A 23,354-nucleotide genomic window follows, 5' to 3' on the forward strand; every position below is an offset into this window, starting at 1 on the left:
ATTATTACCGGCTTACAGACGCCCTTAAATACTCTATTCTGTCAAAAAATACCTAAATGTTGCCAGAATCGTGAAACCTCAACTCGCTCATACGCTGTATGACCCTGACGCCACCGCCTCCCCTGCCGTGGCGCGTCATCTGGACTTCGTGGATTACGCCGCAGAAGTGCCGGTACATACCCACCGCAAGGGCCAGCTGATTATTACCCGATACGGTGCGGTCAGCTGTTACGCGGAGAATGACATCTGGATCGTGCCGCCGGACTGCGCCGTCTGGATCCCCGGCGGGATCCCGCACAGCGCCAAAGCGACCTGGAACGCGCATCTCAACTATCTGTTTATTGAGCCCGGCGCGGCGGCGCTGCCGGAGAGATGCTGCACCCTGGCGATCTCGCCGTTGATTAAGGAGCTGGTCGATCGTCTTACGCGCGAAGGCGTGGATTATCCTCCCGACAGCCACGTCGCCAGGCTGACCAGAGTCACGCTTGACGAGCTCGCCAGCATGCCACAGCAGAAGCTGAGCCTGCCGGTCTCAACCGACCCGAAAATTCGCGCCATGGCCGACGCGCTGGTCAGCCGCCCGGAGGACAGAAGCACTCTGAAGGAGTGGGCAATACGGCTTGCCCTCAGCGAGCGCTCGTTTGCCCGCCTGATGCAGCGCGAGACCGGGCTGAGCTTCGGGCGATGGCGCCAGCAGCTGCATTTGATTATTGCCCTGCGGGAGCTGGCCAGCGGCGTGCCCGTCCAGAACGTGGCGACAACGCTTGGGTACGAATCCGTGAATGCGTTTATCACCATGTTCCGTAAAGCGATGGGCAGCACGCCCGCCCACTACTTTGCCGAACGGAAAAACAGCGGCCGTTAGGGCGGGGTACGATCTGAGCCAGGATTCCTCCGCGCTTATTGCGGCCATTTAAACACCAGGAAAATATTTTCTGCTTTGCTGTTTTAATCGTTTCCAGGCCTGTTGCTACGGGCTGGCGGGTATTCTGACGAGCTAACAAGAGCTATTCATCACCTCATAAATCGTCAAATTAATGTACCCCTGAGAACAGATCAACTATTTATTAAATTTGCAATCATTATTCACTTAATCAAATTTTAAGTTAAACCACGATATTAATCATTAACACTTTATCCAGATCCAAACCGTAAGATCCCATTATTTCTTAATTTTCATCAACGAAAACGAAGATCGTTTTATATCCATACCATATAAAAATTGACGGACCATTTTGTAAGCACTAGCGTTACCCTGGTTACATAACAAATTAAACTAAAAGGTTTTTTCAGGTTTTCCTTAAATGGAGTTTTAAACAAATGGCTATTCCCGCTTATTTATGGCTCAAAGATGACGGCGGTGCCGACATCAAAGGCTCTGTCGATATACATGGTCGTGATGGAAGTATCGAGATAATCGCACTGAACCACGGCATAATGCAGCCCACGGACAAACATACCGGTAAGGCGACAAGTCTTCGCGTCCATTCCCCCTACTCTTTTGAATAAGGAGAACGTTATGGGATGGAAGTATGAGCAGTCGACCGGCAAGATGTATAAAGACGGTAAATTAATTGAGATCGGATATTCCGGTGCTCTTACGAATAAAAACAACCCGGACCGTCAGCATGTGAAAGGACTGGGGCCACTACCTCGCGGGACGTATAAAATCGCAGGTCATTCGAATTCTAAAGGACCGATAACCATCATTCTTGAGCAAACCTCAGGCGAAAGTTTTGGTCGCTCAGAATTCCGCATTCATGGTGACCACAAGTATGGCCCCGCGGGGTTTGCATCCGAGGGGTGCATCATTCTCTCACCTTCAACGAGACGTAAGATTCTTCGCGACGGCGGCGTGCTTGAGGTAGTGCGATGAAATACCCGATCGTACTGCTGATATGTGCTTTTACAGCCCCGGCAATAGCTGACGTTAGTGACTGGTCTTCAGCAGTGAAGGGAATTGCCTCAGGTGATGCACACCGGATTGAGCAAGCCCCAAAGCTTGCTGCCGTTGCTGACGAGAACCAGGCAAAGCAGTTAGAAGATGCCTTAGCCGCAGCGCTCACCACAAACACCAACGCCACGCTGAAAGCGCTCCGCATCCTTGATGCCGGAAAATGGCCGCACATGGTAGGCAGCGATATCGTCTGCACGCCGCCTTTAGAGAAATCACCCGCCGAAATCGACGCGTTTTATCAGCGTACCCGCCAGGCGCTGTTGGAGACGTTTGAAGGTGCTCAGTGCCTCTGGATCCTGGAGGCAACCATGGAAGAGTTGAAAGCAGAGAAAGCCCGTCAGGCTAAGTAGAGACGCTACCCGGCGCACAACGGCCGGGTCTTTCCTTCACTCCAGACCCTGGCTCACCCCGGCCCATCGCTCCCCGCCGCCAGCAGCGGCACCACCACGTCGCTGATGGGCACCGCAATCCCGTGCTTGCGGCCGTAGCGCTGGATCACGCCGTTGCGGATATCCCACTCCATCGGGCGATCGGCCTGACGGTCGGCAAGGATCGACGTGCCCAGATCCTCAGGCGCACGCTGGAAGTTCGCCAGAATCTCCTGCGCCACCGCATCATCCAGCTTTGCCCCCTCGGCGCGGGCGACGGCAAGCCCCTCGCGCAGATAGGCCAGCGCAAGCTCGCTGATATCCTCGCGCCTGAACATCCCTGCGCGGCGGTTGGCCAGCACCATCAGCCCGGCGACCGCGTTTTGTAGCAGCTTGCGCCAGGCGACGGTAGCGAAATCTGCCGAGAGTTCAACCGCGCAGCGCGTATCGCGAAGCGCCTCCACCACCCGCTGCGCCTGCGGCACGTCCGGCAGCGTCAGACGCGGCTTCGCCCGCAGCCAGACGGAGGCATCCGGCTCGCGCTGCGCCGGGAACCAGACTACCGACGGCAGCACCGCTGCGCCGTTAACCCACGGCTCAAGCTGGGCTTTTTGCTCCACGCCGTTTTGCAGCGCGCAGACCACGGTGTTTTCATCACACAGAGCCCGCAGCCATCCTGCGCTGTCGGCATTTTGCGTCGTTTTTACCGCCACGAAAACGAGATCGACGGGGCGCGTAATGTCGGCCGGATCGGTTAATACCGGGCCGGGCACCACGGTTTCACCCTCGTCGTGGCGCAGACGTAATTCCGGATGTGCGGTGCGTCCGCACAGCAGCGGCGTGCGGCCCGCGTCATGCAACACAGCGGCAATGGTGGTGCCAATCGCACCGGGACCAATCAGCGCAATGGTTGGATGGTCAGACATAAGTCACTCCCCTTTTGCTAAGCCTGCTATCAGTTATACCACCCTGAGACGTACGCGCCACACCCGTTGTCTATACTCAACATTCACAGACAACGGAGTGCGCCATGCCTTTACCTGATTTTAAATCCTCTGAACCGTTCACCCTCGGCATCGAACTCGAACTGCAGGTGGTTAACCCGCCGGGCTACGATCTGAGCCAGGACTCCTCCGCGCTTATCGCCGCCGTCAAAGACGACATCAAAGGCGGCGAAGTCAAACACGACATCACCGAAAGCATGCTCGAAATCGCCACCGGCGTGTGCCAGAACATCGACCAGGCGGCGGCGCAGTTCTCGGTGATGCAGCAGAGCATTCTGCGCGCCGCGGCGGAGCAGCATATTCAGATTTGCGGCGGCGGGACGCACCCCTTCCAGAAGTGGCAGCGTCAGGAGGTGTGCGACGACGAGCGCTATAACGTCACGCTGGAGCGCTTTGGCTATCTGATTTTGCAGGCAACGGTGTTCGGCCAGCACGTGCACGTCGGCTGTCGAACCGGGGACGACGCGATTTACCTGCTGCACGGCCTGTCGCGCTTCGTGCCGCACTTTATCGCCCTGGCGGCAGCCTCGCCGTATATGCAGGGCACGGACACGAAATTCGCCTCGTCGCGACTGAACATTTTTTCGGGGTTCCCGGATAACGGCCAGATGCCGTGGGTTAACAGCTGGCAGGAGTTCGAAGGGCTGTTCCGCCGCCTGAGTTCCACCAGCATGATCGACAGCATTAAGGATCTGCACTGGGACATCCGCCCCAGCCCGCACTTCGGCACTGTGGAGGTGCGGGTGATGGATACGCCGCTGACGCTCGGCCACGCGATTAACATCGCCGGGCTTATTCAGGCGACGTCGCACTGGCTGTTAACCGCACGACCTTATAAGCATCAGGAGAAGGATTTTCTGCTCTACCGCTTTAACCGTTTTCAGGCCTGTCGCTACGGGCTGGAGGGGATCCTGACGGACGTGCACACCGGCGAGCACAAAACCGTAGCGGAAGACATTGCGTGGCTGCTGGAGCAGGTTGCACCGTCGGCCGAGAAGCTCGGCGCGACCAGCGCAATCAATGAAATCGCCCTGCTGTTAAAGCAGGGCAAGAGCGAGGCACAGCGCATGCGGGACTTTATCGCCGACGGCGGCTCGCTTATTTCTCTGGTGCAGAAACACTGCGAGCTGTGGGCGACGAGTCCGTAAGGCCGTGACCCCACTCGCGCAGGCGCTGGAACAGCACGAACAGCGCGGGGATGAACATAATCCCCACCACGGTCGCCACCAGCATGCCGCTGAACACCGTGGTGCCGATGATGCGGCGGCTCTGGGCACCCGCTCCGGTCGCCAGCATCATGGGCAGGACGCCGATAATGAACGACACGGCGGTCATCATCACCGCGCGGAAGCGGCGCGAGGCCCCTTCCCTTGCGGCATCGACAATCGCCATCCCGTCCATGCGCCGCGCGCGGGCAAACTCCACGATAAGAATGGCGTTTTTAGCCGCTAGCGCGATCAGCAATACCAGGCCAATCTGCACGTACACGTCATTGGCGTAGCCCGCCAACCACAGCCAGACCAGCGCCCCGCCGAGGGCGAACAGCACCGAGAGCATCACGCTCGCCGGAAGCGTCCAGCTCTCGTACTGGGCGACGAGGAACAGCCACGCCATCACCACCGCCGCCAGCACGATCCATATCGCCTGATTGCCGGTCTGCTGCTCCTGATATGACATGCCGCTCCAGGCGTAGTTGTACCCCGCAGGCAAATTCTCCGCCAGAATCTCGCCCATCGCCGCCATCGCGGTGCTGCTGCTCACCCCAGCCGCCGCCGAGCCGCTCACCGACACGGACGGGAACTGGTTGTACTGCTGCAGGAACGGCGCGCCGACGCTCGGCGTGATGGTGACGAGATTGCTCAGGCGCACCCGCTCGCCGCTGTTGCTACGCACGAACAGCTCGCTGATTTGCTCTGCGCGCTCGCGCCACTGCATCTCGTTTTGCATCACCACGTGGTAGACGCGGTTGTTGACGCTGAAATCCCCAGCGCGGGTGCCGCCAAAGGCGGTCTGCAGGCTGCTGAAGATTCGTGATACCGGCACGTCGAGGCGCGCGGCGCGCTCGCGGTCAACGGTTAGCGTCAGCTGCGGCACATTGCTGCTCCAGGTGGTGAACACGCGGCTCAGCTGCGGATGCTGGTTAGCTTTCGCCAGCACCTCACGCGTCACGCGCTCCAGCTCCGCCGGGCTCTGCCCCGCATGCGCCTGAATGCGCAGGTCGAAGCCGGAGGCGTTGCCCAGCCCCGGCAGCGTCGGTGGCGCGAAGGTCATGATGGTCGCTTCCGGTAGGGCCAGCAACTGGCGCTGCAGGCTCCCCATCACCTCGTCCAGCGGCGGACGCTCGCTCCAGTCTTTGAGCATGATGGAGATAAACCCGCCGTTGGAGGCGCTGGTGCCGTTGAGGATGTTAAACCCGGACACCTGAATCACGTCCTCCACCGCCGGATTTTTGGCGATGAGTTCGCGCGCCGTGGTCATCACCGCTTCGGTACGCTCCAGCGAGGCCGCTTCCGGCAGCTGGACGCTGGCGAAGAAGTAGCCCTGATCCTCCTGCGGCAGGAAGCCTTTTGGCATCGACATAAAGCTGAAGACCACTACCGCCGCCGCGCCTGCGGTGGCCAGCAGTGCCAGCCACGGGCGCAGGTTTAAGACGTGCACGATGCGGGTATAGAAACCGCGCGTGGAGTCCAGCCCGCGATTAAAGGCGCGATAAACCGCAGCAGGCTTCTCCGGGCGCGGGCGCAGCAGCAGCGCGCACAGGGCGGGCGTCAGGGTCAGCGCCACCAGGCTTGAGAGCGTGACGGCGGTGGAGAGTGTCACCGCGAACTGGCGGTACAGCTCGCCGACAATCCCCGGCAGGAGCGCAACCGGCACAAACACCGCCAGCAGCACCAGCGTCGTCGCGATGACCGGCCCGGCAATCTGGCGCAGGGCCAGCGCGGTCGCCGCCGTGCGGCTCTGCCCTTCCGCCATCAGCGTTTCGACGCTCTCCACCACCACGATGGCGTCATCCACCACCATGGTCAGCGCCAGAATGATGGCGAACAGGCTGAGGGTGTTGGCGGAGTAGCCGAGCGCGTAGAGCAGCGCGAAGGTGCCCACCAGCGACACCGGAATGGCGAGCGCGACAATCAGCGTCGCGCTCCAGCTTTGCAGGAACAGGGAAACGACGATAACCACCGCCAGCATGGTGAGCGCCAGCGAGACGCCGATCTCTTTAATGGTGGCGGCCACAAAGGAAGTGGTGTCGAACTTCACCTCGTAGACCAGGTCGTCCGGGAAGCGCGTCGAGAGGCGCTCCAGCTCCGCGCGCACCGCGTCGGCCACGCGCAGGGCGTTGGCGGACGGCGTCGGGTAGATGCCGAGGTAGGCGGAGTCGTGCCCGTTCAGCTGCGCGCCCGAGCTGTAGCTGCGCGAGCCAAGCTCAATGATGGCGACATCCTTCAGGCGCACCAGCTGGCCCATCTCGCCCGCGCGGATGATGATGTCGGCAAAGTCTTCGGCCTGATTTAAGCGCCCCAGCCCGTTGATGGTCAGGGTCTGCTGCTGGCCGTTAAATACCGGCGGCGTGCCAACCTGGCCTGCCGCCCCCTGCACGTTCTGCTCGCGCAGCGCCTGCGCCACGTCGTCGGTGGTGACGTTCAGGGCGTTCATGCGGTCCGGACGCAGCCAGATGCGCATGCTGTAGTCGCGCGCGCCAAACATCTGCACCTGCCCGACGCCCGGCAGGCGAGCCAGCGCCTCGCGCACCTGGGTGCTGGCGTAGTTGCTGACGAACAGCGGCGTATGGGTGTTATTCGGTGAGTAAAGGCTTACCCCCATCATCAGGTTGGTGGCGCGCTTGCGCACCTGCACGCCGTTTTGCTGCGCCTCGGTCGGCAGCTGCGCCACGGCCTGCGCCACGCGGTTCTGCACGTCGATGGCGGCGAGGTCCGGATCGGTGCCCGCCGCAAAGGTAATGTTCAGACTGTAGGTGCCTTCGTCCGAACTGGTGGACTCCATGTAGAGCATGTGGTCGACGCCGTTCAGTTGGGTCTCCAGCGGCGTGGCAATGGCCTCCGCCACGTCGGCCGAGCTGGCGCCCGGCCAGCTGGCAGAAACGTTCACGACCGGCGGCGCGATCTGCGGGTACTGCTCCACCGGAATAATCCTCAGCGCGATGGCCCCCAGCAGGGTGATGACCAGCGCAATCACCATCGCGAAGCGCGGGCGTTTGATGAAAAACGTCAGCATGATGGCTCCTTAGTTGAGTATCTGGACGGTAGCGCCGGGCTGCACGCGCTGCGCGCCGTCAGTAATCGCTCGCTCACCGGACTTCACGCCGGAGGCAATCTGAAACTGCTGGCCGATCTGTCCGGCTATCTTCAGCGGGCGCATTTCAGCCTTGCCGTCGGCGTTAACCACCCAGGCGAAGAACCCGTCGCCGTTCTGCTGCACCGCGGCAGCGGGCAGGGTCAGCACGGGCTGTTCGCTTGCCGGGCGCAAATACACGTTTACATTGCCACCGGGCAGGAGCTGATGGCGCGGGTTGGCGAACTCGGCGCGCAGCATCACGCTGGCGGTGCGCGGGTCGATGCGGTTGTCCACGGAGGTGAGCTCGCCGCTGACGCGCTGGCCGTTGCTGTCAATTAACGCCTGCCAGGCCTGCTTCATGGCGCTGATGTCGGCATGCTGTCCGGCTTTGGTAGCAAATGCCCCCTCCTCCAGCGCAAAGGCGATGCGGATCGGGTCAAGCTGCACCACCTCCACCAGCACGCCGCTGGCAGGGTTAACCAGGCTGCCGACGTGGAACTGGCTGTGCCCCACGCGGCCGTCAATCGGCGAGGCGATGCGGGTGTAGTTCAGGGTGACGCTGCGGGTGTCGAGCCGGGCTTTGGCCTGCTCCAGCGCGGCGCTGGCGACGTCCCGCTGCATGCGGGCGTTATCCACGTCGTGACGGCTGATGGCGTTGCTGCTGCCCAGGCTTTCAAATCGGGAAAGCTGCTGCTGCGCCTGACGCAGCGTGGCTTCGGCGCTTCTCACCTCGGCCTGCGCCAGGCGCAGGGCGGCGCGCGGCTCGGCGTCGTCCAGCTCGAACAGCACGTCGCCTTTTTTCACGTACTGCCCGTCGCGGAAGTGGATTTTGGTAATCACGCCTTCCGTGCGGGCGCGCAGCTCAACGGTGTGGATAGCTTCGATGCGGCCCGGGATCTGGCGCTCGGCGGCGTGGGCGGTCTTTTCCACGGCGGCGACGCGCACGGGAATGGCGGAGGCGAAGACGGGTTGCAGGGTGCAGGCGAGGAGTGCGAACAGGAGTGGGCGTTTCATGGGGTTTACCTCAGCGTTGTTTCTCCCCTCACCCCGGCCCTCTCCCACAGGGAGAGGGAGGTCAGAGTTCCCTCTCCCTGTGGGAGAGGGTTAGGGTGAGGGCAAAAGGTTATGCAGCCTTACGGAACCTGCGGGTCAGTCGCTTCTCGATTTCGACGACGAAGAACATCACGCCCGCCACCGCCAGAGTCACGAACCAGTAGCGCAGCGGCAGCGCTTCGGTGCCGAACAGCATCTGCATAAACGGCAGGTAGATAATCGCCGCCTGGAGCAGGAACAGTACGCCCGTCACCAGCCAGATCCCTTTGTTCGCCAGCAGGCCGCGGTTCAGGGAGAACCCTTCGGTGTTGCGGCAGTTAATCATGTACACCCACTGGGCGCAGACCAACATCTGCAGCAGCACGGTGCGGATGAACTCCGCGCTGTGGCCGCGCGGAGCCAGCCAGGCTTCCAGCGCAAAGGCGGCGATGGCAATCATGGTGCCGACGAAGGCCACGCGCCACACGGCGTAGGCGTCCATCACGTGCTGCCCGGTCTGACGCGGCGGACGACGCATAATATTGCGCTCGGCGGCCTCAAAGGCCAGACCGAAGGAGAGCGTGGCGGAGGTGGCCATGTTCATCCACAAAATCAGCACCGGCGTCAGCGGAATGATGTTCCCCGCCAGCAGCGCGATCACAATCAGCAGCCCCTGCGCGAGGTTGGTCGGCATGATGAACAGAATGGTCTTCTTCAGGTTGTCGTAAACGCGACGCCCCTCTTTTACCGCGCTGGCGATGGTGGCGAAGTTATCGTCCGTCAGGACCATGTCCGCCGCCTCTTTGGTCACTTCCGTGCCTTTGATGCCCATCGCGATGCCCACGTCCGCCTGACGCAGCGCCGGGGCATCGTTCACGCCGTCACCGGTCATGCCGACGATTTCGCCTTTATCCTGCAGCGCTTTCACCAGGCGCAGCTTATGCTCCGGACTGGTGCGGGCGAAGATGTCATACTTCACCGCCGCTTCCGCCAGCGCGGCATCGTCCATTTTCTCCAGCTCGTAGCCAGTGACCGCCTGCTCGCTGTTGGCGATCCCCAGCATCTGACCGATGCTCATCGCCGTCTGTGGGTGATCCCCGGTGATCATCTTCACGCGGATCCCCGCCTGCTGGCAGGCGTTAATCGCATCAATGGCTTCCGGACGCGGCGGATCCATCATCCCGGCGATGCCGAGGAAGATCAGACCGTGGCTCAGATCGTCGTGCGTCAGTTCCTGCTCGCCGTTCGCCGGCTTGAACGCCGCGGCGACCATGCGCAGCCCCTGACGGGCATAGCGCTCCATCTCGCTTTCCCAGTACGCGCGGTTGAAGGCTTCCGCACCGTTGCGGGTCTGCTGCTCGGCGCACAGGGCGAAAATGACGTCCGGCGCGCCGGTGATCAAAATCTGCTCCTCACCGCCAATCTGGTAGTGGGTGCTCATGTACTTGTACTGCGAGTCGAACGGGATCTTATTAACCAGCGTAGTCACGACCGGCTCAAGGCTGGCCTTCACCGCCAGCACCTTCAGCGCCCCCTCTGTCGGGCCACCGGTGATGCCCCACAGGCCGCGCTCGTCCTGAATCAGCTGGCTGTCGTTGCAGAGGTCGATGGTGCGCAGGTACTGCTCCAGCACGGTGCCCGGCTGGATGTGGACCGGCTCGTCGCTGCCTTCCAGGTAGATGTTGCCCACCGGCTCGTAGCTGTTGCCGTCCACGCGGTAGCAGGCGTCGGCGGTGATAATGGCTTTGACCGTCATCTCGTTCATGGTCAGGGTGCCGGTTTTATCCGAGCAGACCACGGTCATTGCGCCGAGCGTTTCAACCGTCGGCAGCTTGCGGATAATCGCCCGCTTGCGGGCCATCGCCTGCACGCCCAGCGAGAGGATGATGGAGATTATCGCCGGCAGACCTTCCGGCACGGAGGCCACCGCCAGGCTGATCAGGGAGAGCAGCAGCTCGCCCATCGGGATTTCGCGGAACACCAGGCTGAAGACAAACAGCGCGGCCATCATTGCGAGGATAATGGCGAAGATCGCTTTACCCAGCTTGTCCATCTGCACCAGCAGCGGCGTGCGGTGCTTTTCGATACCCGCCATCATCTGGTTGATGTGGCCGAGCTCCGTCTCCTTACCGGTCGCGGTGACCACGCCGATGCCGCCGCCCGCGCTGACGGTCGTCCCGGAGAAGACCATATTGGTGCGGTCGCCCAGCGGCAGTTCACCGCTCAGCGGATTAATGTGCTTATCCACCACGGTAGATTCACCGGTCAGAATCGCCTCTTCCACGCGTAAATTATGCGCTTCGATTAAACGCATATCTGCCGGAATACGATCCCCCGCGCGTAATACAATAATGTCGCCCGGGACTATTTCAGTCGTTGGGATAGTTTCATGGTTGCCGTTGCGAATAACGCGCGCCTCGCTGGAGAGCATATTACGAATGCTCTTCAGGGATTTTTCCGCGTTGCTTTCCTGAATATGGCCAATCAAGGCGTTGATAACCGCCACGCCCAAAATAACCAGCGTATCGACCCAGTGACCCATTACCGCCGTTAATACCGCAGCGGCCAGCAGAACGTAAATCAGCACATCGTTAAAGTGCGCGAGAAAACGCAGCCAGCCCGGCTTGCCCTTTTTCTCCGGAAGCGCGTTCGGGCCCTGTTTTTGCAGACGCGCCTGCGCCTCTGCGCGGTCCAGACCGCTCGCCTGGCTTTGCGCGTAGGCAAGCACCTGCTCTGTGGTCTGCTGGTATGCCAGCCCGCCGGAAGGCGGCATGTTTGAGGAGAATTTTTTTTCAGTCATCGTATTTTTCCTTCAATATCCGGTGAACAGAAGCCTGAATTCCTTTCTGGCTTAAATAAATTGATTTTAAAGTCTTGCGGGTAAAATTGATCTACCGCAATATATTTACCACTGGGTTATTCAAAATTGATTAAATTTATTTCGACGAGCTGATTTTTACAAAATATTTCTAAACCATTCCTAAACGAGGGGGTACCATGTTTGGTATTTATCGCGGACGGCGCCTGACGTTATACATTGTCGCAGCCATTGTTATTGCGACGTTAATTGGATACAGCACTTATACGTTTGTAAAATTATTTTCGTGATGCAGACATTTATTTACATAGCGCGAAATTAATTTAATCATCATGGTTAAATTAATTTCCTTTCGCGCATTATTTGTTGGTGTCGAGAATTATTTAATTAAAAAAGGCCTGGCGGGTTGATATTGCTTTACGTTAAAGGATGCCGGACAATGACATTTTTAACTGACGATTAACATTACGATGAAACACCCGTTGGAATCGCTGCTGACTGCAGGGGGCATTTTATTGCTGGCCCTCATCTCTTGCTTACTGCTGCCCGCACCGTCGCTGAGTCTGGTGCTGGCGCAGAAGCTGGTTCAGACCTTTCATATGGTCGATCTGAACCAGCTCTACACCATACTGTTCTGCGTGTGGTTTTTACTGCTCGGGGCCATTGAATTCTTCATCCTGCGTTTCGTCTGGCGCCGCTGGTTTTCACTGGCGTCGTAGGCCAATAAAAAAGCCGGGTGGCAGCAATGCCTTTCCCGGCCTACGTTTCGTCAATTTCAATGCGCCCGACTATGGTTCTCTTTGCGATATGCCCCAGGCGGTTGATGGAAGGTGCGGGTAAAGATGCGCGTAAACGTCTGCTGCGATTCAAAACCGTAGCGCAGGCAGATTTCGTACACGCGCTCGTCAGATTCACGCAGATCCCGCGCCGCCAGCAGCAGCTTGCGTTCGCGGATGTAGCGCCCCAGGCTTTCGCCTTTGTACTGCATAAACAGCCGCTGTAAATGCCACTTGGAGTAACCCGCGTGGCGGGCGATCTCTTCGATGCGTAGCGGCTGGTGTAGGTTGTCATCGATCCATTCGACTATGGTATCAATGACCTGAGCGGAAATCGTCATGCTGCTCTCCCCCTCTGTTTCTTGGTTCAACATTATTCCCACCACTCACGAAACTGTTGCATGCTATCGCTCACCCGAACCGGCTCACCCAGTTCCGGCGTCAGCAGCCGATAATTTTTATCCTTACTGGCCCGCGCCAGCTGGATCAGCGGATCGTTCCAGGTGTGTTTCGCCAGCACGAAGCGCCCGTTATGCCCCGGCACCACCGCTTTCGCATTGAGGTCCGCCGAAGCCTGCGCCGTTTCATCCGGCAACATGTGGATGTACTTCCAGTCCTGGTCGTACTGGCCGTTTTCCATGATGGCCAGATCCACCTCACCAAACTGCTCGCCAATGGCCTTAAAGTGCGGGCCGTAACCGGAGTCGCCGCTGTAGTAGACCTTCTGCTCTGGCGTGACGAACATAAAACTGCCCCACAGGGTCTGGTCACGCTTGATGCCGCGCCCGGAGAAGTGGCGCGCGGGCAGCACGTGAACCGTCAGCGCATCGCTGATGTGCACCGACTGGTTCCAGTCGCGCTCGTCGATAATCTCAGGCTTCATTCCCCAGTAGCGCAGGTGGGATCCCACGCCGAGCGGCGTCACGACACGCTTCACCTTCGGCAATAGCGACCGGATGGTGGCGTAGTCCAGATGGTCGTAGTGATCGTGCGAGATAATCAGCAGGTCGATTTCCGGCATGCTCTCCGCACGCCACGGGTACTCTCCCGCAAACGCTTTATTAAGGAACGAGAACGGCGCGGCATAGTTGCCGAGGACCGGGTCGATCAGGATGCGTTTTCCCGCCAGCTGCATATACCACGAGGAGTGGCCGAGCCACACCAGCGTATCCTGCTCCAGAGGCAAGCTCGCCAGATCGGTTTTCACCAGCGGCAACGGCTGCGCCGGACGGGCGTTTTCGGTTTTACGGGTCAGGAACTGCCACCACGCCACCAGCATGTTTTGCTGCCCGGTAAAGCCAGGCGTCGGAAGCGCGTTGTGGAACTTCCCGTCGCGATAGTGCGGAGAAGCCTCCACTTCCGTAAGCTGCGCACCCTGCGGCGGCTGGCCAAATCCGGCATTCAGAACAAACGGTAAACTCGCAGCTGAAGCAATAATCATGACGAACACCACGCAGATGAAGAGAGGCTTTTTCATATCCTGACCCGAAAACGCGCGCCATCCGATGGTTTACGCGGGGGAAACTTGATTATGAGTGAGTAAGCACTCATTATAGATATGATGATAAAGTCGTCAAGACGTTTTCGATCTTTGACATTCCGCGTTGCAGCGTGTCAAAGCACGTGTTTCAATCAGGGTTTTTAGCATTGAGAGGGGGAAAATTTAGTGGCACGTCCGAAGAGTGAAGATAAAAAACAGGCCTTACTGGAAGCCGCAACGGTGGCATTTGCACCGTCAGGTATTGCCGCCTCAACGGCGTTAATTGCCCGTAACGCGGGCGTCGCTGAAGGCACGCTGTTTCGCTACTTTGCTACTAAAGACGACCTGCTGAATGCCCTTTACCTGCACCTCAAGCAGGATCTCTGCCAGACCATGCTGGCGAACCTCGATCGCACCCTCACCCTTCCTAAAGAGCATACCCGCAATATCTGGAACAGCTACGTGGAATGGGGTATTCGTAACCCCGTTTCTCATGCGGCAATCCGCCAGATTGGCGTCAGTGAAAAGCTGAGCACCGAAACGGAACAGGCGGTGAAGGAGATGTTCCCGGAACTTCACGAGCTGTGCCGCCGCTCGGTGCGCCCGGTGTTTATGTCCGATGAATTTAAAACGTTTGGCGATGCGCTTTTCTTATCGCTGGCGGAAACCACCATGGAGTTTGCCACCCGCGATCCGTCCCGTGCCGTCGATTTTAAAGCGCTGGGTTTTGAAGCTATGTGGCGCGGGCTGGCTCAGGAGGATAGCGATGGACAGTAACTCTCTGCAAGCACACGCGAAACGCGTCGCGCTGGAGATGCCTTTCACCGAACACTGCTGGCCGTTTGGCCCCGAGTACGACGTGTTTAAGGTGGGCGGGAAAATTTTTATGCTGATGGCCACCGCACACGGCAGGCCCCACGTTAGCCTGAAATCCGACCCGGAAAAATCCCTGTTAAATCAGCAGATTTATCGCGGCGTTGAGCCGGGCTACCACCTCAATAAAAAACACTGGATCTCGCTTTACGGCACCGACGACATCACGCCTGAACTGGTCGCCGACCTGATCGCGGACTCGTGGAATCTCGTTGTCGATAAGCTGCCGAAAAAAGACCAGAAGTGGATACGCCCAGCCTGACTGTTCGTCTGTGCCGAACAGTATAACCGCTCGAATCGCACTTATCTTTTGCGGCTTCGCGCGGTAATCTGCTCTCCTTTCGCGCCCGCGCACGGGCGAATTTCATTACCAGGAGTAGTTATGGATATCATTTCTGTCGCCCTGAAACGCCACTCTACCAAGGCGTTCGACCCAACCAAAAAACTGACCGCTGAAGAAGCGGAAAAAATCAAAACCCTGCTGCAGTACAGCCCATCCAGCACCAACTCCCAGCCGTGGCACTTCATTGTGGCCAGCACCGAGGAAGGTAAAGCCCGCGTGGCGAAATCCGCCGCGGGCACCTATGTGTTCAACGAACGCAAAATGCTGGATGCTTCTCACGTGGTGGTATTTTGCGCGAAAACCGCGATGGACGACGCCTGGCTGGAGCGCGTTGTCGATCAGGAAGAGGCGGATGGTCGTTTCAACACGCCGGAAGCGAAAGCGGCCAATAACAAAGGACGCCACTATTTTGCCGATATGCACCGCGTGGATCTGAAAGATGACGACCAGTGGATGGCGAAACAGGTTTACCTGAACGTCGGTAACTTCCTGCTGGGCGTGGGTGCGCTGGGTCTGGACGCCGTGCCAATCGAAGGCTTCGACGCCGCTATTCTCGACGAAGAGTTTGGCCTGAAAGAGAAAGGCTTCACCAGCCTGGTGGTGGTGCCGGTTGGGCATCACAGCGTGGAAGATTTCAACGCCACGCTGCCGAAGTCTCGCCTGCCGCTGAGCACGATTGTGACCGAGTGCTGATCATTACAGGCACGCCCGCTTCAGGCGTGCCCGTTTTCAATAAAGCGTAATTTGCGGATGCTTTACCCCGCACACCAGCGCATAACGCGTTAATGTGTCCAGACTCGCCCGAGTGATATTGGCCTCCATTCGGGAGACCGTCGGTGCACTGACGCCCATCAACTCCGCCACCTGCGCGCGCGTCAGGCCAGCCTGGTTACGCCACTGCGCCAGCATCTCACGCAGGCGCTCCTTACGTTCTTCCGCGTCAAAGGCGGCCTGAACCTCCGAATCGCTTAATAGTTCAGCTCTGAGTGCGTCCCAGTCAATAATCTTCTTGCTCATCCAACATCTCCTGTTGTCGTTTCAATGCCAGACGGAGTTCAGCTGAGGGTGTTTTTTGCGTCTTCTTCACAAATACGCGCAAAAGAAAAATCGTCTTTTCCCGCTGGTAAACATAGAGACCTCGGGTATGGATCAGCCCAACGGTCCTTATTTCAAACAGGCCATGCGGCAATGGTTTGCTGTCAGGTTCCCGAAGAACCGTCGGGTTTATGCGCAATTTATCAAGCTGGCGAATCAGCTTCGCCTGCACCCCAGCAGGCAGTAAGAGAATCTCTTCCCTGACCGCCTCATGGACAATAAGTCTGAACACGGTTTTCATCCCTGATGATATTAGCATATAAGGCAATTTGCATTAAAGGCTAATTTTGCCTTTCGTGACTTACCTTACCTGCTTTTATCCGGTCGTACCGGATCCTCGTTGATTCCCTGAAAGCGCCTCGCAAAAAACTTATTTCCCCTGCTCCGCCAGCCATTCCATTGCCCGTTCCCCCGCCTCATCCACCGGTAAATAGACCAGCAGCCGCGATCCGTTTCGCGGCGCGGAGTACCAGTACATCTGCTGCAGCGTAAAATCACCCAGTTCTGGATGGGTAAAGAGCTTGAGCTGGTTCTCCACGCCGCGCACGTCGTTGCGCTGGTGCCACAGGGTTTTGAACTCCTCCGACACCGCGAAGAAGCGCGCCAGCTTGGCTTCCCACAGCGGGTCGCCCCGGTGCTCGGCCATCGCCGCGCGGAAATAGGAAACGAAAATCGGCAGCACGTCGTCGCGTCTGCCGAGACGCGCGCGCCACGCCGGATGGGTGAGGAACAGGTAAATACAGTTGCGGTCTTCCGGCGGGATGTCATTGAAATCAACACCCATCAGGTGCCCGAAGCTGTCGTTCCACGCCACGATGTCGAAGTTGGGCTTCTGAATGCTGGCGGGTTTTGGCATCAGGGTATCGAGCAGGCGGCGAGTGCCTTCGCTGATGCCCTCGCAGCAGACCGCCTGCGGCGCTTCACCCGGCGGCAATCCGGCTAACACAAACAGATGCCGGGTTTCGGTTGGGGTGCACTGCAGGGCTTTCGCCACGGCGGCCATCACCGTGCTGGACGGTTTGACGTCCCTGCCCTGCTCAAGCCAGGTGTACCAGGTCACGCCCACATCCGCGAGCATCGCCACCTCTTCCCGGCGCAGGCCCGGCGTGCGGCGCCGACCGCTGCGCGGCAGGCCGAGACGCTGCGGATCGAGGCTTTCCCGCCGGGCGCGTAAAAATGCCCCCAGCTGTTTTCGGGTGTCATCCTGATGTGAGGCGACGGGTTCAGACATCAAGGCCATAAATCCCCCTGCATGGTAGTGCCAGTACCAGTATAAGCAAGAACTGGTACCCGTTTATCAGATGGTTGATGCTACGACCATCTGATGAATGACGCAATGGAGTTACCATGAATACGTCAGTTGTTTCACCGGGCCGCGCAGGCCTGATACTGCTGTTGACCGGCCAGATGCTGCCCATGATTGATACCTCAATCACCAATGTGGCGCTGGACGCTATCACCCATTCACTGCAGGCTACCGCCACCGAGCTGGAGCTGATTGTCGCCCTCTACGGCGTGGCCTTTGCCGTCTGCCTCGCGCTCGGCAGCAAGCTGGGGGATAACCTTGGCCGCCGTCGCCTGTTTATGTGGGGCGTGGCAGTTTTTGGCCTGGCCTCGCTGCTGTGCGGGATGGCGGGAAACATTGAACAGCTGCTGACCGCGCGCATCGTTCAGGGCGCGGGGGCAGCGCTGATTATGCCGCAGATTCTCGCGACGCTGCACGTCACGCTAAAAGGCAGCGCCCACGCGAAAGCCATAAGCCTGTTTGGCGGCATCGGCGGGATTGCGTTTATCGTGGGCCAGATGGGCGGCGGCTGGCTGGTGTCTGCGGATATCGCCGGGCTGGGCTGGCGTAACGCCTTCTTTATCAACGTGCCGATTTGTCTGCTGGTGCTGGCGTTAAGCCGCCGCTACGTGCCGGAAACCCGCCGTGAGACGCCGTCGCGCATCGACTGGCCGGGCACCGTGCTGCTGGCCATCATTCTTTGCTGTCTGCTGTTCCCGATGGCGCTCGGCCCACAGCAGCACTGGCCGTGGTCGCTGAAGGTTATGCTTCTTGTCATTATTCCGCTGGCCTGGCTGATGGCGCAGAATGCGCGCAAAAAGGAGCGTGGGAATGCCCATCCACTGATCCCGCCGCGTCTGCTTCAGCTTCGCAGCGTTCGCTTTGGCATCGTGATTGCGCTGCTCTTTTTCAGCGTCTGGTCCGGGTTTATGTTCTGCATGGCGCTGACCATGCAGACCGGGCTGGGGATGGCGCCGTGGCAGTCCGGGAACAGTTTTATCGCCCTTGGCGTGACCTATTTTATCTCCGCATGGTTCGCGCCGAGGCTGATTGCCCGCTACAGCACCAGCACGATTCTGCTGACGGGTCTGGCAATACAGATAATCGGCCTGCTGGCGCTGATCGTCACGTTCCGCTACTGGGGATTGCAAAATACTGCGCTGACGCTGGCGCCTGCCACCGGGCTGGTAGGCTACGGCCAGGCGCTGATTGTAAACAGCTTTTACCGCATCGGGATGCGCGATATTCAGCCCGATGACGCGGGGGCCGCGAGCGCCATTCTCAGCACGCTGCAGCAGGCCGCGCTGGGGCTGGGCCCGGCCATTTTCGGCGCGATTTTGCTACACGGGCTGCAGAATTATCACGGAAATTACGCGCAGGCGATTAACCTTTTCCTGGCGGTAGAAACCGGCCTGATGGTTATCCTGGCGCTGGCGACAATTCGTATGCGTCGCAGGCTGTGCCTGCCGGTGGTGAAGGTCTGCCAGGCCACCAAATAAGCCCGCGAATTTGCATAATAGATCCGCAGCCGCCATTATGGGGCTGCAACAATACAGGAGATGTTATGCAGGAATTAATTGCTCAGGTTGAAGAGTTAGGCATTGAAATTAATCACACCACCTCTTTAGTGATTATCTTTGGTATTATTTTTCTTACCGCCATCATCGTTCATTTTATTCTTCACAAAGTGGTGCTGCGCGCATTTGAGAAACGCGCGCAGGCCAGCAGCCATTTATGGTTGCAGATCATTACCCAGAATAAATTATTTCACCGTCTGGCCTTTACCCTTCAGGGGATAATCGTCAACGTTCAGGCGGTGCTGTGGCTGCAAAAAGGCAGCGAAGCGGCGGAAATGCTCACCACCTGCGCGAAGCTGTGGGTGATGGTGTATGCCCTGCTCTCCTTCTTCTCGCTGCTGGACGTGATTTTTAACCTGTCGCAGAAAATGGCCACCGCGTCGCAGCTGCCGCTAAAAGGGATTTTCCAGGGCATCAAGCTGGTGAGCGCCATCCTGGTGGGGATATTGATTATTTCCCTGCTGATCGGCCAGTCCCCGGCGATTCTGATAAGCGGTCTGGGCGCCATGGCCGCCGTTCTGATGCTGGTGTTTAAAGACCCGATACTCGGACTGGTGGCAGGTATTCAGCTCTCCGCCAACGACATGCTCAAGCTCGGCGACTGGCTGGAGATGCCGAAGTACGGCGCCAACGGCACGGTGACGGATATCGGCCTGACCACCGTTAAGGTGCGCAACTTTGATAACACCATCACCACCATCCCGACGTGGGCGCTGGTCTCTGACGCCTTTATTAACTGGAGCGGCATGTCTGCCTCCGGCGGGCGACGCATTAAGCGCAGCCTGAATATTGATACCACCAGCATTCATTTCCTCGACGAGCAGGAGCAGCAGAAGCTGATTCAGGCGAAGCTGCTGAAGCCCTATCTGGCCGCGCGTCATGAGGAAATTAGCCTGTGGAATCAGCAGAACGGTGAAGGGGAATCAGTATTAAATCTGCGCAAGATGACCAATATCGGCACCTTCCGCGCCTACCTGAATGAATATCTGCGCAACCACCCGCGCATCCGCAAAGATATGACGCTGATGGTGCGCCAGCTCGCACCGGACGCCAACGGCCTGCCGATTGAAATATATGCCTTCACCAACACAGTGGTCTGGGCGGAATATGAGGAAATTCAGGCCGACATCTTCGATCATATTTTTGCGGTGGTGGATGAATTTGGTCTGCGCATTCACCAGTCGCCAACCGGGAACGATATTCGCTCCCTGGCTGGCGTCATCGCGCAATAATCAGGTGCTGGCGCGGGAAATAAAGCGCCAGTCCATCATCACTCTCTCAGTGGGCGCATCCGGGTTGTCGATCTTATTTAAGAGCAGATCGACCGCCTTGCGCCCGATATCCCGCGACGGCTGTTCGATGGTGGTGAGCGAAATCATCTCCGCGAGCTCGGTGCCGTCAAAGCCCACGACCGCGATATCCTCCGGCACCAGCAGCCCGGCCTGCTGAATAGCACGCAGCGCGCCCGCCGCCAGCGTGTCGGAAACGGCAAATACCGCATCCGGCGGGTTTTCTTTTAGCAGATTTTGCATCGCGGCCATGCCCGCGCCGGAGCTGAGATCGCTGGCATACTCCACCGCCTGATAGTCCAGATCCCGCAGGTGGATCACGCTTTTGTAGCCCCGCTCGCGCAGGCGGGCATATTTGTAGCTGAGATCGTGGTTGATCATCGCGATACGCTTGCGGCCGCCGTCGGCCAGCTGGCTGACGGCATGCTGTGAAGCGTCCACATCATTGATGCCGACGCAGGAGACCGCGCCCGCATCGGCGTATTCGGCGCACTGCACCCACGGTGCAGAACCAATCAGCGCGGCCAGTTCAGGCAGCTTCGAGAAGGCGTCCATGGTGATAATGCCGTCGACGATTTTGCCGGAGAGCAGGCTTAATCCCGAGCGGGAGCGCTCGATGTCCGAGCCGGAGTTGCACAGCAGAATGCGGTAGCCGTTTTTCTCCGCCTCGGCTTCGATGCCCTTCACCACTTCGGCGCAGAACGGGTTGGCAATGTTGGACACCATCACCAGGATCATATAGCTGCGGGCGGTGCGCAGCTGACGGGCGAGCAGGTTTGGCTGGTAGTTGCTCTCCTGAATCGCCCGCAGAACGCGCTCGCGGTTTTTCGCCTTCACGGTGTCGCTGTTATTCAGCACGCGGGAGACCGTCGCCACGGAGACCCCGGCCAGCTGAGCGATTTTCTGAATTGACATAGCGACGACACATCCTGCGGTTAGCGTTTTGTGCAGGCTACCATAAATTTATTGCCCGGCGAACCGGGCAACGCGTTATTGTTCCACGCGCACCCAGCGCTGCTGCTGATGACTTTTCACAATAGCATCAATGATATACATCACATTTGCGCCATCGTGAAACGTCGCAAACTGCGGCGTATCCGGCATCGCGCCCGCCTGCACGGCGCGGTAGAACTGCGCCATCATATTTTTGAAGGCGTCCGGCCAGCCTTCGATATGTCCGCCGGGGAAGTGGGCGCTGTCGGCCACATCAGGGTTCATCAGCCCCGGATCGTCGGTGAGCGTCTGGTTGGCCTGTGCGCGATGGCCGATCCACAGCTGCTGCGGCACCTCCTGATCCCACGCCAGCGACCGCTCGCTGCCGTTGACCTCAAACGTCAGGCGGTTTTTACGCCCTGCGCTCACCTGCGAGACGCTAAAGCTGCCCTTGCTGCCGTCGTCGAAGCGGAACAGCACCGAGCCGAAGTCTTCGGTGGTGACCGGTTTGTCTTCATACTCCGCCCGCTCGTCGTGGGAGAAAGTTTGATTCCCGCCTTTGCTGGCCCTTCGCGTCGGCCAGACGATGGAGAGATCCGCCATCACCTCGGTAATGCGCCGCCCGGTGACGAACTGCACCGTGTCGCACCAGTGGGAGCCGATGTCCGCCACCGCGCGTGATGCGCCGCCCAGCGAGGCATCTACCCGCCAGTTATAGTCGGTTTCCAGCAGCATCCAGTCCTGCAGATAGCTGCCGTGCGAGGCAAACAGCCGCCCGACGCTGCCCGCACGCATCATGCTCGCCGCCTGGCGCACCATCGCAAACTGGCGATAGACAAAGCTCACGCCGTGCACCGCGCCCGCCCGCTCCGCCAGCTCCACCAGCTCGCGCGCCTCGTCCGGGGTCATGCACAGCGGTTTTTCAGAAAAGACGTGCTTGCCCGCGCGCAGGATCTTACGGTTAATCTCCGCGTGCAGGTGGTTAGGCGTGCAGTTGTGCACCACGTGCAGATCGGGGTGTGCGAGCAGTTCCTCAACGCTGCCGTAGGCGTGCGGCACGTTAAGCTGACGCGCTTTTTCCTGCGCTTTGGCAAGCGTGCCGTCGCAGAGGGCCACAACCTGCACGTATCCGAGACGCCGCAGCGCCTCGATATGCGCCGGGCCGATAAACCCGCTGCCGATAATTCCGACGTTAATCATGCTTGCCTCCAGCGGCGAAATCATCAAACGCGCGTCCGGAGACCGGAATGATGTGGCGGCGGATAAACTCGCTGCCTTCGCGCGCGCCGGTATCCCCGTCCTTCAGACAGCACTCCCACTCCAGCACCGCCCAGCCGTCATAGTCGTACTGGGTCAGCTTGCTGAAAATGCCCTTAAAGTCGATCTGCCCGTCGCCGAGCGACCGGAAGCGTCCGGCGCGGTTGATCCACGGCTGGTAGCCGCCGTACACGCCGCTGCGCCCGTTCGGGCGGAACTCCGCATCCTTCACGTGGAACGCCCTGATGCGCGCGTGGTAGATGTCGATGAAGGTCAGGTAGTCCATCTGCTGCAACAGCATGTGGCTCGGATCAAAGAGAATGTTGCAGCGTGGGTGGTTATCCACCAGCGCCAGAAAACGCTCGAAGGTCACGCCGTCGTGCAGATCTTCCCCCGGATGCAACTCAAAGCAGACGTCCACCCCCTGCTCGTCGAAGGTATCCAGAATCGGCCGCCAGCGGTTTGCCAGCTCCCCGAACGCTTCCTGAAAACGCTGTTCGTTATGCGGCGGCCACGGGTAGAAAAACGGCCAGGTCAGCGAGCCGGAGAAGGTGGCGTGCGCTTTCAGGCCTAATCTGGCCGAGGCGACCGCCGCCTGTTTCAGCTTCTCCGTGGCCCACGCCCGGCGCGCCGCATCGTTACCGCGCACGGACGTGGGCGCGAAGTGATCAAACGCGTCGCTGTAAATCGGGTTTACCGCGACAAGCTGCCCTTCCAGATGGGTCGACAGTTCGCTGATAACCAGCCCGTGCGCGGCCAGCTTAGCGGTGATGTCATCGCAGTAGGCCTGGCTCTCAGCCGCTTTCTCGACGTCAAAAATATGCGGATGGTTGCAGGGGATCTGCACCGCTTTATAACCTTTACCTGCCGCCCATTCAGCCAGCCCGTCGAGCGAATTAAACGGCGCTTCTGCGCCAATAAACTGAGACAGAAAAATGCCGGGTCCTTTTATCGTCCTCATACCACCTCCTGAA

At 59.1% G+C, this 23,354-nt stretch carries 22 protein-coding genes and 1 pseudogene; 11 read left to right on the forward strand and 12 right to left on the reverse strand.

Features of this window, described 5'->3' with window-relative positions:
* Positions 1-70 precede the first annotated feature (70 nt).
* From AB8818_RS08545 to AB8818_RS08560, 4 genes and pseudogenes are all read left to right on the forward strand, one after another.
* Positions 71-865 carry a helix-turn-helix transcriptional regulator gene (locus AB8818_RS08545; protein ID WP_192983305.1) on the forward strand — a complete coding sequence of 265 codons (795 nt, stop codon included), beginning with the start codon at positions 71-73 and terminating at the stop codon, positions 863-865.
* Between the two features lie 455 nt (positions 866-1,320).
* Positions 1,321-1,503 (forward strand): annotated as a pseudogene (locus tag AB8818_RS08550) (type VI secretion system tube protein Hcp); the annotation flags it as partial.
* Between the two features lie 16 nt (positions 1,504-1,519).
* On the forward strand, positions 1,520-1,876 hold the full coding sequence (locus AB8818_RS08555; RefSeq protein ID WP_192983308.1) for a tlde1 domain-containing protein: 357 nt from the start codon (positions 1,520-1,522) through the stop codon (positions 1,874-1,876).
* On the forward strand, positions 1,873-2,307 hold the full coding sequence (locus tag AB8818_RS08560; RefSeq protein ID WP_192983310.1) for a hypothetical protein: 435 nt from the start codon (positions 1,873-1,875) through the stop codon (positions 2,305-2,307). The genes AB8818_RS08555 and AB8818_RS08560 overlap by 4 nt, the downstream gene beginning before the upstream one ends.
* A gap of 53 nt (positions 2,308-2,360) precedes the next feature.
* On the opposite strand, the gene AB8818_RS08565 is transcribed toward AB8818_RS08560, so the two are convergent.
* Positions 2,361-3,251 carry an oxidoreductase gene (locus AB8818_RS08565; protein WP_163330517.1) on the reverse strand — a complete coding sequence of 297 codons (891 nt, stop codon included), beginning with the start codon at positions 3,249-3,251 and terminating at the stop codon, positions 2,361-2,363.
* Positions 3,252-3,355: 104 nt separating this feature from the next.
* On the opposite strand from AB8818_RS08565, the gene AB8818_RS08570 reads away from it, so the two are divergent.
* The gene (locus AB8818_RS08570) at positions 3,356-4,477 is read left to right on the forward strand and encodes a YbdK family carboxylate-amine ligase (protein ID WP_116341349.1); all 1,122 of its coding nucleotides are present in this window, start codon (positions 3,356-3,358) and stop codon (positions 4,475-4,477) included.
* Here AB8818_RS08570 and AB8818_RS08575 read toward each other — a convergent pair.
* The 3 genes from AB8818_RS08575 to AB8818_RS08585 form a co-directional block, all read right to left on the reverse strand.
* The gene (locus tag AB8818_RS08575; protein WP_192983313.1) at positions 4,428-7,562 is read right to left on the reverse strand and encodes an efflux RND transporter permease subunit; all 3,135 of its coding nucleotides are present in this window, start codon (positions 7,560-7,562) and stop codon (positions 4,428-4,430) included. The genes AB8818_RS08570 and AB8818_RS08575 overlap by 50 nt on opposite strands.
* Positions 7,563-7,571: 9 nt before the next feature.
* Entirely contained in the window at positions 7,572-8,636 is a 1,065-nt protein-coding gene (locus AB8818_RS08580; RefSeq protein ID WP_192983316.1) for an efflux RND transporter periplasmic adaptor subunit, read from the reverse strand.
* Between the two features lie 109 nt (positions 8,637-8,745).
* Positions 8,746-11,454 carry a cation-transporting P-type ATPase gene (locus AB8818_RS08585; protein WP_192983319.1) on the reverse strand — a complete coding sequence of 903 codons (2,709 nt, stop codon included), beginning with the start codon at positions 11,452-11,454 and terminating at the stop codon, positions 8,746-8,748.
* A gap of 488 nt (positions 11,455-11,942) precedes the next feature.
* On the opposite strand from AB8818_RS08585, the gene AB8818_RS08590 reads away from it, so the two are divergent.
* Positions 11,943-12,191 carry a DUF1158 domain-containing protein gene (locus AB8818_RS08590; protein ID WP_163330522.1) on the forward strand — a complete coding sequence of 83 codons (249 nt, stop codon included), beginning with the start codon at positions 11,943-11,945 and terminating at the stop codon, positions 12,189-12,191.
* Between the two features lie 56 nt (positions 12,192-12,247).
* Here the strand turns inward: AB8818_RS08590 and AB8818_RS08595 are convergent, their stop codons facing one another.
* Positions 12,248-12,589, reverse strand: a complete 342-nt coding sequence (locus tag AB8818_RS08595; protein WP_028012253.1) for a RamA family antibiotic efflux transcriptional regulator — start codon at positions 12,587-12,589, stop codon at positions 12,248-12,250.
* Positions 12,590-12,621: 32 nt separating this feature from the next.
* A complete protein-coding gene (locus AB8818_RS08600) occupies positions 12,622-13,725 on the reverse strand; it encodes a RomA family MBL fold metallo-hydrolase (protein ID WP_192983322.1) in 1,104 nt (367 codons plus the stop codon).
* Between the two features lie 189 nt (positions 13,726-13,914).
* On the opposite strand from AB8818_RS08600, the gene AB8818_RS08605 reads away from it, so the two are divergent.
* The 3 genes from AB8818_RS08605 to nfsB all read left to right on the forward strand — a co-directional run bounded on the left by AB8818_RS08605 (position 13,915) and on the right by nfsB (position 15,637).
* Positions 13,915-14,505: a TetR/AcrR family transcriptional regulator gene (locus tag AB8818_RS08605; RefSeq protein WP_371199864.1), complete on the forward strand. Its 591-nt coding sequence runs from the start codon at positions 13,915-13,917 to the stop codon at positions 14,503-14,505.
* Positions 14,495-14,863, forward strand: coding sequence for an MmcQ/YjbR family DNA-binding protein (locus AB8818_RS08610; protein WP_163330525.1), 369 nt, complete (start codon positions 14,495-14,497; stop codon positions 14,861-14,863). The genes AB8818_RS08605 and AB8818_RS08610 overlap by 11 nt, the downstream gene beginning before the upstream one ends.
* A 120-nt stretch (positions 14,864-14,983) precedes the next feature.
* The gene (nfsB, locus tag AB8818_RS08615) at positions 14,984-15,637 is read left to right on the forward strand and encodes an oxygen-insensitive NAD(P)H nitroreductase (protein WP_116341365.1); all 654 of its coding nucleotides are present in this window, start codon (positions 14,984-14,986) and stop codon (positions 15,635-15,637) included.
* A gap of 36 nt (positions 15,638-15,673) precedes the next feature.
* Here nfsB and AB8818_RS08620 read toward each other — a convergent pair whose 3' ends face one another.
* The 3 genes from AB8818_RS08620 to AB8818_RS08630 all read right to left on the reverse strand — a co-directional run bounded on the left by AB8818_RS08620 (position 15,674) and on the right by AB8818_RS08630 (position 17,279).
* Complete coding sequence (locus AB8818_RS08620) at positions 15,674-15,961, reverse strand: helix-turn-helix transcriptional regulator (protein ID WP_192983327.1); 288 nt, start codon at positions 15,959-15,961, stop codon at positions 15,674-15,676.
* On the reverse strand, positions 15,942-16,271 hold the full coding sequence (locus tag AB8818_RS08625) for a type II toxin-antitoxin system RelE/ParE family toxin (protein WP_192983329.1): 330 nt from the start codon (positions 16,269-16,271) through the stop codon (positions 15,942-15,944). Before AB8818_RS08625 ends, AB8818_RS08620 begins: the two co-directional genes overlap by 20 nt.
* 138 nt (positions 16,272-16,409) lie before the next feature.
* Complete coding sequence (locus tag AB8818_RS08630; RefSeq protein ID WP_192983332.1) at positions 16,410-17,279, reverse strand: helix-turn-helix transcriptional regulator; 870 nt, start codon at positions 17,277-17,279, stop codon at positions 16,410-16,412.
* A 107-nt stretch (positions 17,280-17,386) separates the two neighbouring features.
* On the opposite strand from AB8818_RS08630, the gene AB8818_RS08635 reads away from it, so the two are divergent.
* The gene (locus AB8818_RS08635; RefSeq protein WP_192983335.1) at positions 17,387-18,823 is read left to right on the forward strand and encodes an MFS transporter; all 1,437 of its coding nucleotides are present in this window, start codon (positions 17,387-17,389) and stop codon (positions 18,821-18,823) included.
* Between the two features lie 65 nt (positions 18,824-18,888).
* Entirely contained in the window at positions 18,889-20,133 is a 1,245-nt protein-coding gene (locus tag AB8818_RS08640; protein WP_163330530.1) for a mechanosensitive ion channel family protein, read from the forward strand.
* Here the strand turns inward: AB8818_RS08640 and AB8818_RS08645 are convergent, their stop codons facing one another.
* The 3 genes from AB8818_RS08645 to AB8818_RS08655 all read right to left on the reverse strand — a co-directional run bounded on the left by AB8818_RS08645 (position 20,134) and on the right by AB8818_RS08655 (position 23,341).
* Entirely contained in the window at positions 20,134-21,105 is a 972-nt protein-coding gene (locus tag AB8818_RS08645) for a LacI family DNA-binding transcriptional regulator (protein ID WP_192983339.1), read from the reverse strand.
* A 75-nt stretch (positions 21,106-21,180) separates the two neighbouring features.
* Positions 21,181-22,323: a Gfo/Idh/MocA family protein gene (locus tag AB8818_RS08650; protein WP_192983342.1), complete on the reverse strand. Its 1,143-nt coding sequence runs from the start codon at positions 22,321-22,323 to the stop codon at positions 21,181-21,183.
* Complete coding sequence (locus AB8818_RS08655; protein ID WP_192983345.1) at positions 22,316-23,341, reverse strand: sugar phosphate isomerase/epimerase; 1,026 nt, start codon at positions 23,339-23,341, stop codon at positions 22,316-22,318. Before AB8818_RS08655 ends, AB8818_RS08650 begins: the two co-directional genes overlap by 8 nt.
* Between the last annotated feature and the right edge of the window lie 13 nt (positions 23,342-23,354).

Source organism: Enterobacter sp. KB-280D8, assembly GCF_041399405.1.
GTDB classification, from domain to species: Bacteria; Pseudomonadota; Gammaproteobacteria; order Enterobacterales; family Enterobacteriaceae; genus Enterobacter; species Enterobacter cloacae_N.

Excerpts from the sequence above, each read along its gene's own strand:
- AB8818_RS08640 (WP_163330530.1), top strand. The coding sequence starts at position 18,889 with ATGCAGGAATTAATTGCTCAGGTTGAAGAGTTAGGCATTGAAATTAAT.
- nfsB (WP_116341365.1), top strand. The coding sequence starts at position 14,984 with ATGGATATCATTTCTGTCGCCCTGAAACGCCACTCTACCAAGGCGTTC.
- AB8818_RS08650 (WP_192983342.1), bottom strand. The coding sequence starts at position 22,323 with ATGATTAACGTCGGAATTATCGGCAGCGGGTTTATCGGCCCGGCGCAT.
- AB8818_RS08655 (WP_192983345.1), bottom strand. The coding sequence starts at position 23,341 with ATGAGGACGATAAAAGGACCCGGCATTTTTCTGTCTCAGTTTATTGGC.
- AB8818_RS08560 (WP_192983310.1), top strand. The coding sequence starts at position 1,873 with ATGAAATACCCGATCGTACTGCTGATATGTGCTTTTACAGCCCCGGCA.
- AB8818_RS08645 (WP_192983339.1), bottom strand. The coding sequence starts at position 21,105 with ATGTCAATTCAGAAAATCGCTCAGCTGGCCGGGGTCTCCGTGGCGACG.
- AB8818_RS08570 (WP_116341349.1), top strand. The coding sequence starts at position 3,356 with ATGCCTTTACCTGATTTTAAATCCTCTGAACCGTTCACCCTCGGCATC.
- AB8818_RS08555 (WP_192983308.1), top strand. The coding sequence starts at position 1,520 with ATGGGATGGAAGTATGAGCAGTCGACCGGCAAGATGTATAAAGACGGT.
- AB8818_RS08565 (WP_163330517.1), bottom strand. The coding sequence starts at position 3,251 with ATGTCTGACCATCCAACCATTGCGCTGATTGGTCCCGGTGCGATTGGC.
- AB8818_RS08590 (WP_163330522.1), top strand. The coding sequence starts at position 11,943 with ATGAAACACCCGTTGGAATCGCTGCTGACTGCAGGGGGCATTTTATTG.
- AB8818_RS08575 (WP_192983313.1), bottom strand. The coding sequence starts at position 7,562 with ATGCTGACGTTTTTCATCAAACGCCCGCGCTTCGCGATGGTGATTGCG.
- AB8818_RS08610 (WP_163330525.1), top strand. The coding sequence starts at position 14,495 with ATGGACAGTAACTCTCTGCAAGCACACGCGAAACGCGTCGCGCTGGAG.
- AB8818_RS08595 (WP_028012253.1), bottom strand. The coding sequence starts at position 12,589 with ATGACGATTTCCGCTCAGGTCATTGATACCATAGTCGAATGGATCGAT.
- AB8818_RS08630 (WP_192983332.1), bottom strand. The coding sequence starts at position 17,279 with ATGGCCTTGATGTCTGAACCCGTCGCCTCACATCAGGATGACACCCGA.
- AB8818_RS08585 (WP_192983319.1), bottom strand. The coding sequence starts at position 11,454 with ATGACTGAAAAAAAATTCTCCTCAAACATGCCGCCTTCCGGCGGGCTG.
- AB8818_RS08635 (WP_192983335.1), top strand. The coding sequence starts at position 17,387 with ATGAATACGTCAGTTGTTTCACCGGGCCGCGCAGGCCTGATACTGCTG.
- AB8818_RS08580 (WP_192983316.1), bottom strand. The coding sequence starts at position 8,636 with ATGAAACGCCCACTCCTGTTCGCACTCCTCGCCTGCACCCTGCAACCC.
- AB8818_RS08620 (WP_192983327.1), bottom strand. The coding sequence starts at position 15,961 with ATGAGCAAGAAGATTATTGACTGGGACGCACTCAGAGCTGAACTATTA.
- AB8818_RS08600 (WP_192983322.1), bottom strand. The coding sequence starts at position 13,725 with ATGAAAAAGCCTCTCTTCATCTGCGTGGTGTTCGTCATGATTATTGCT.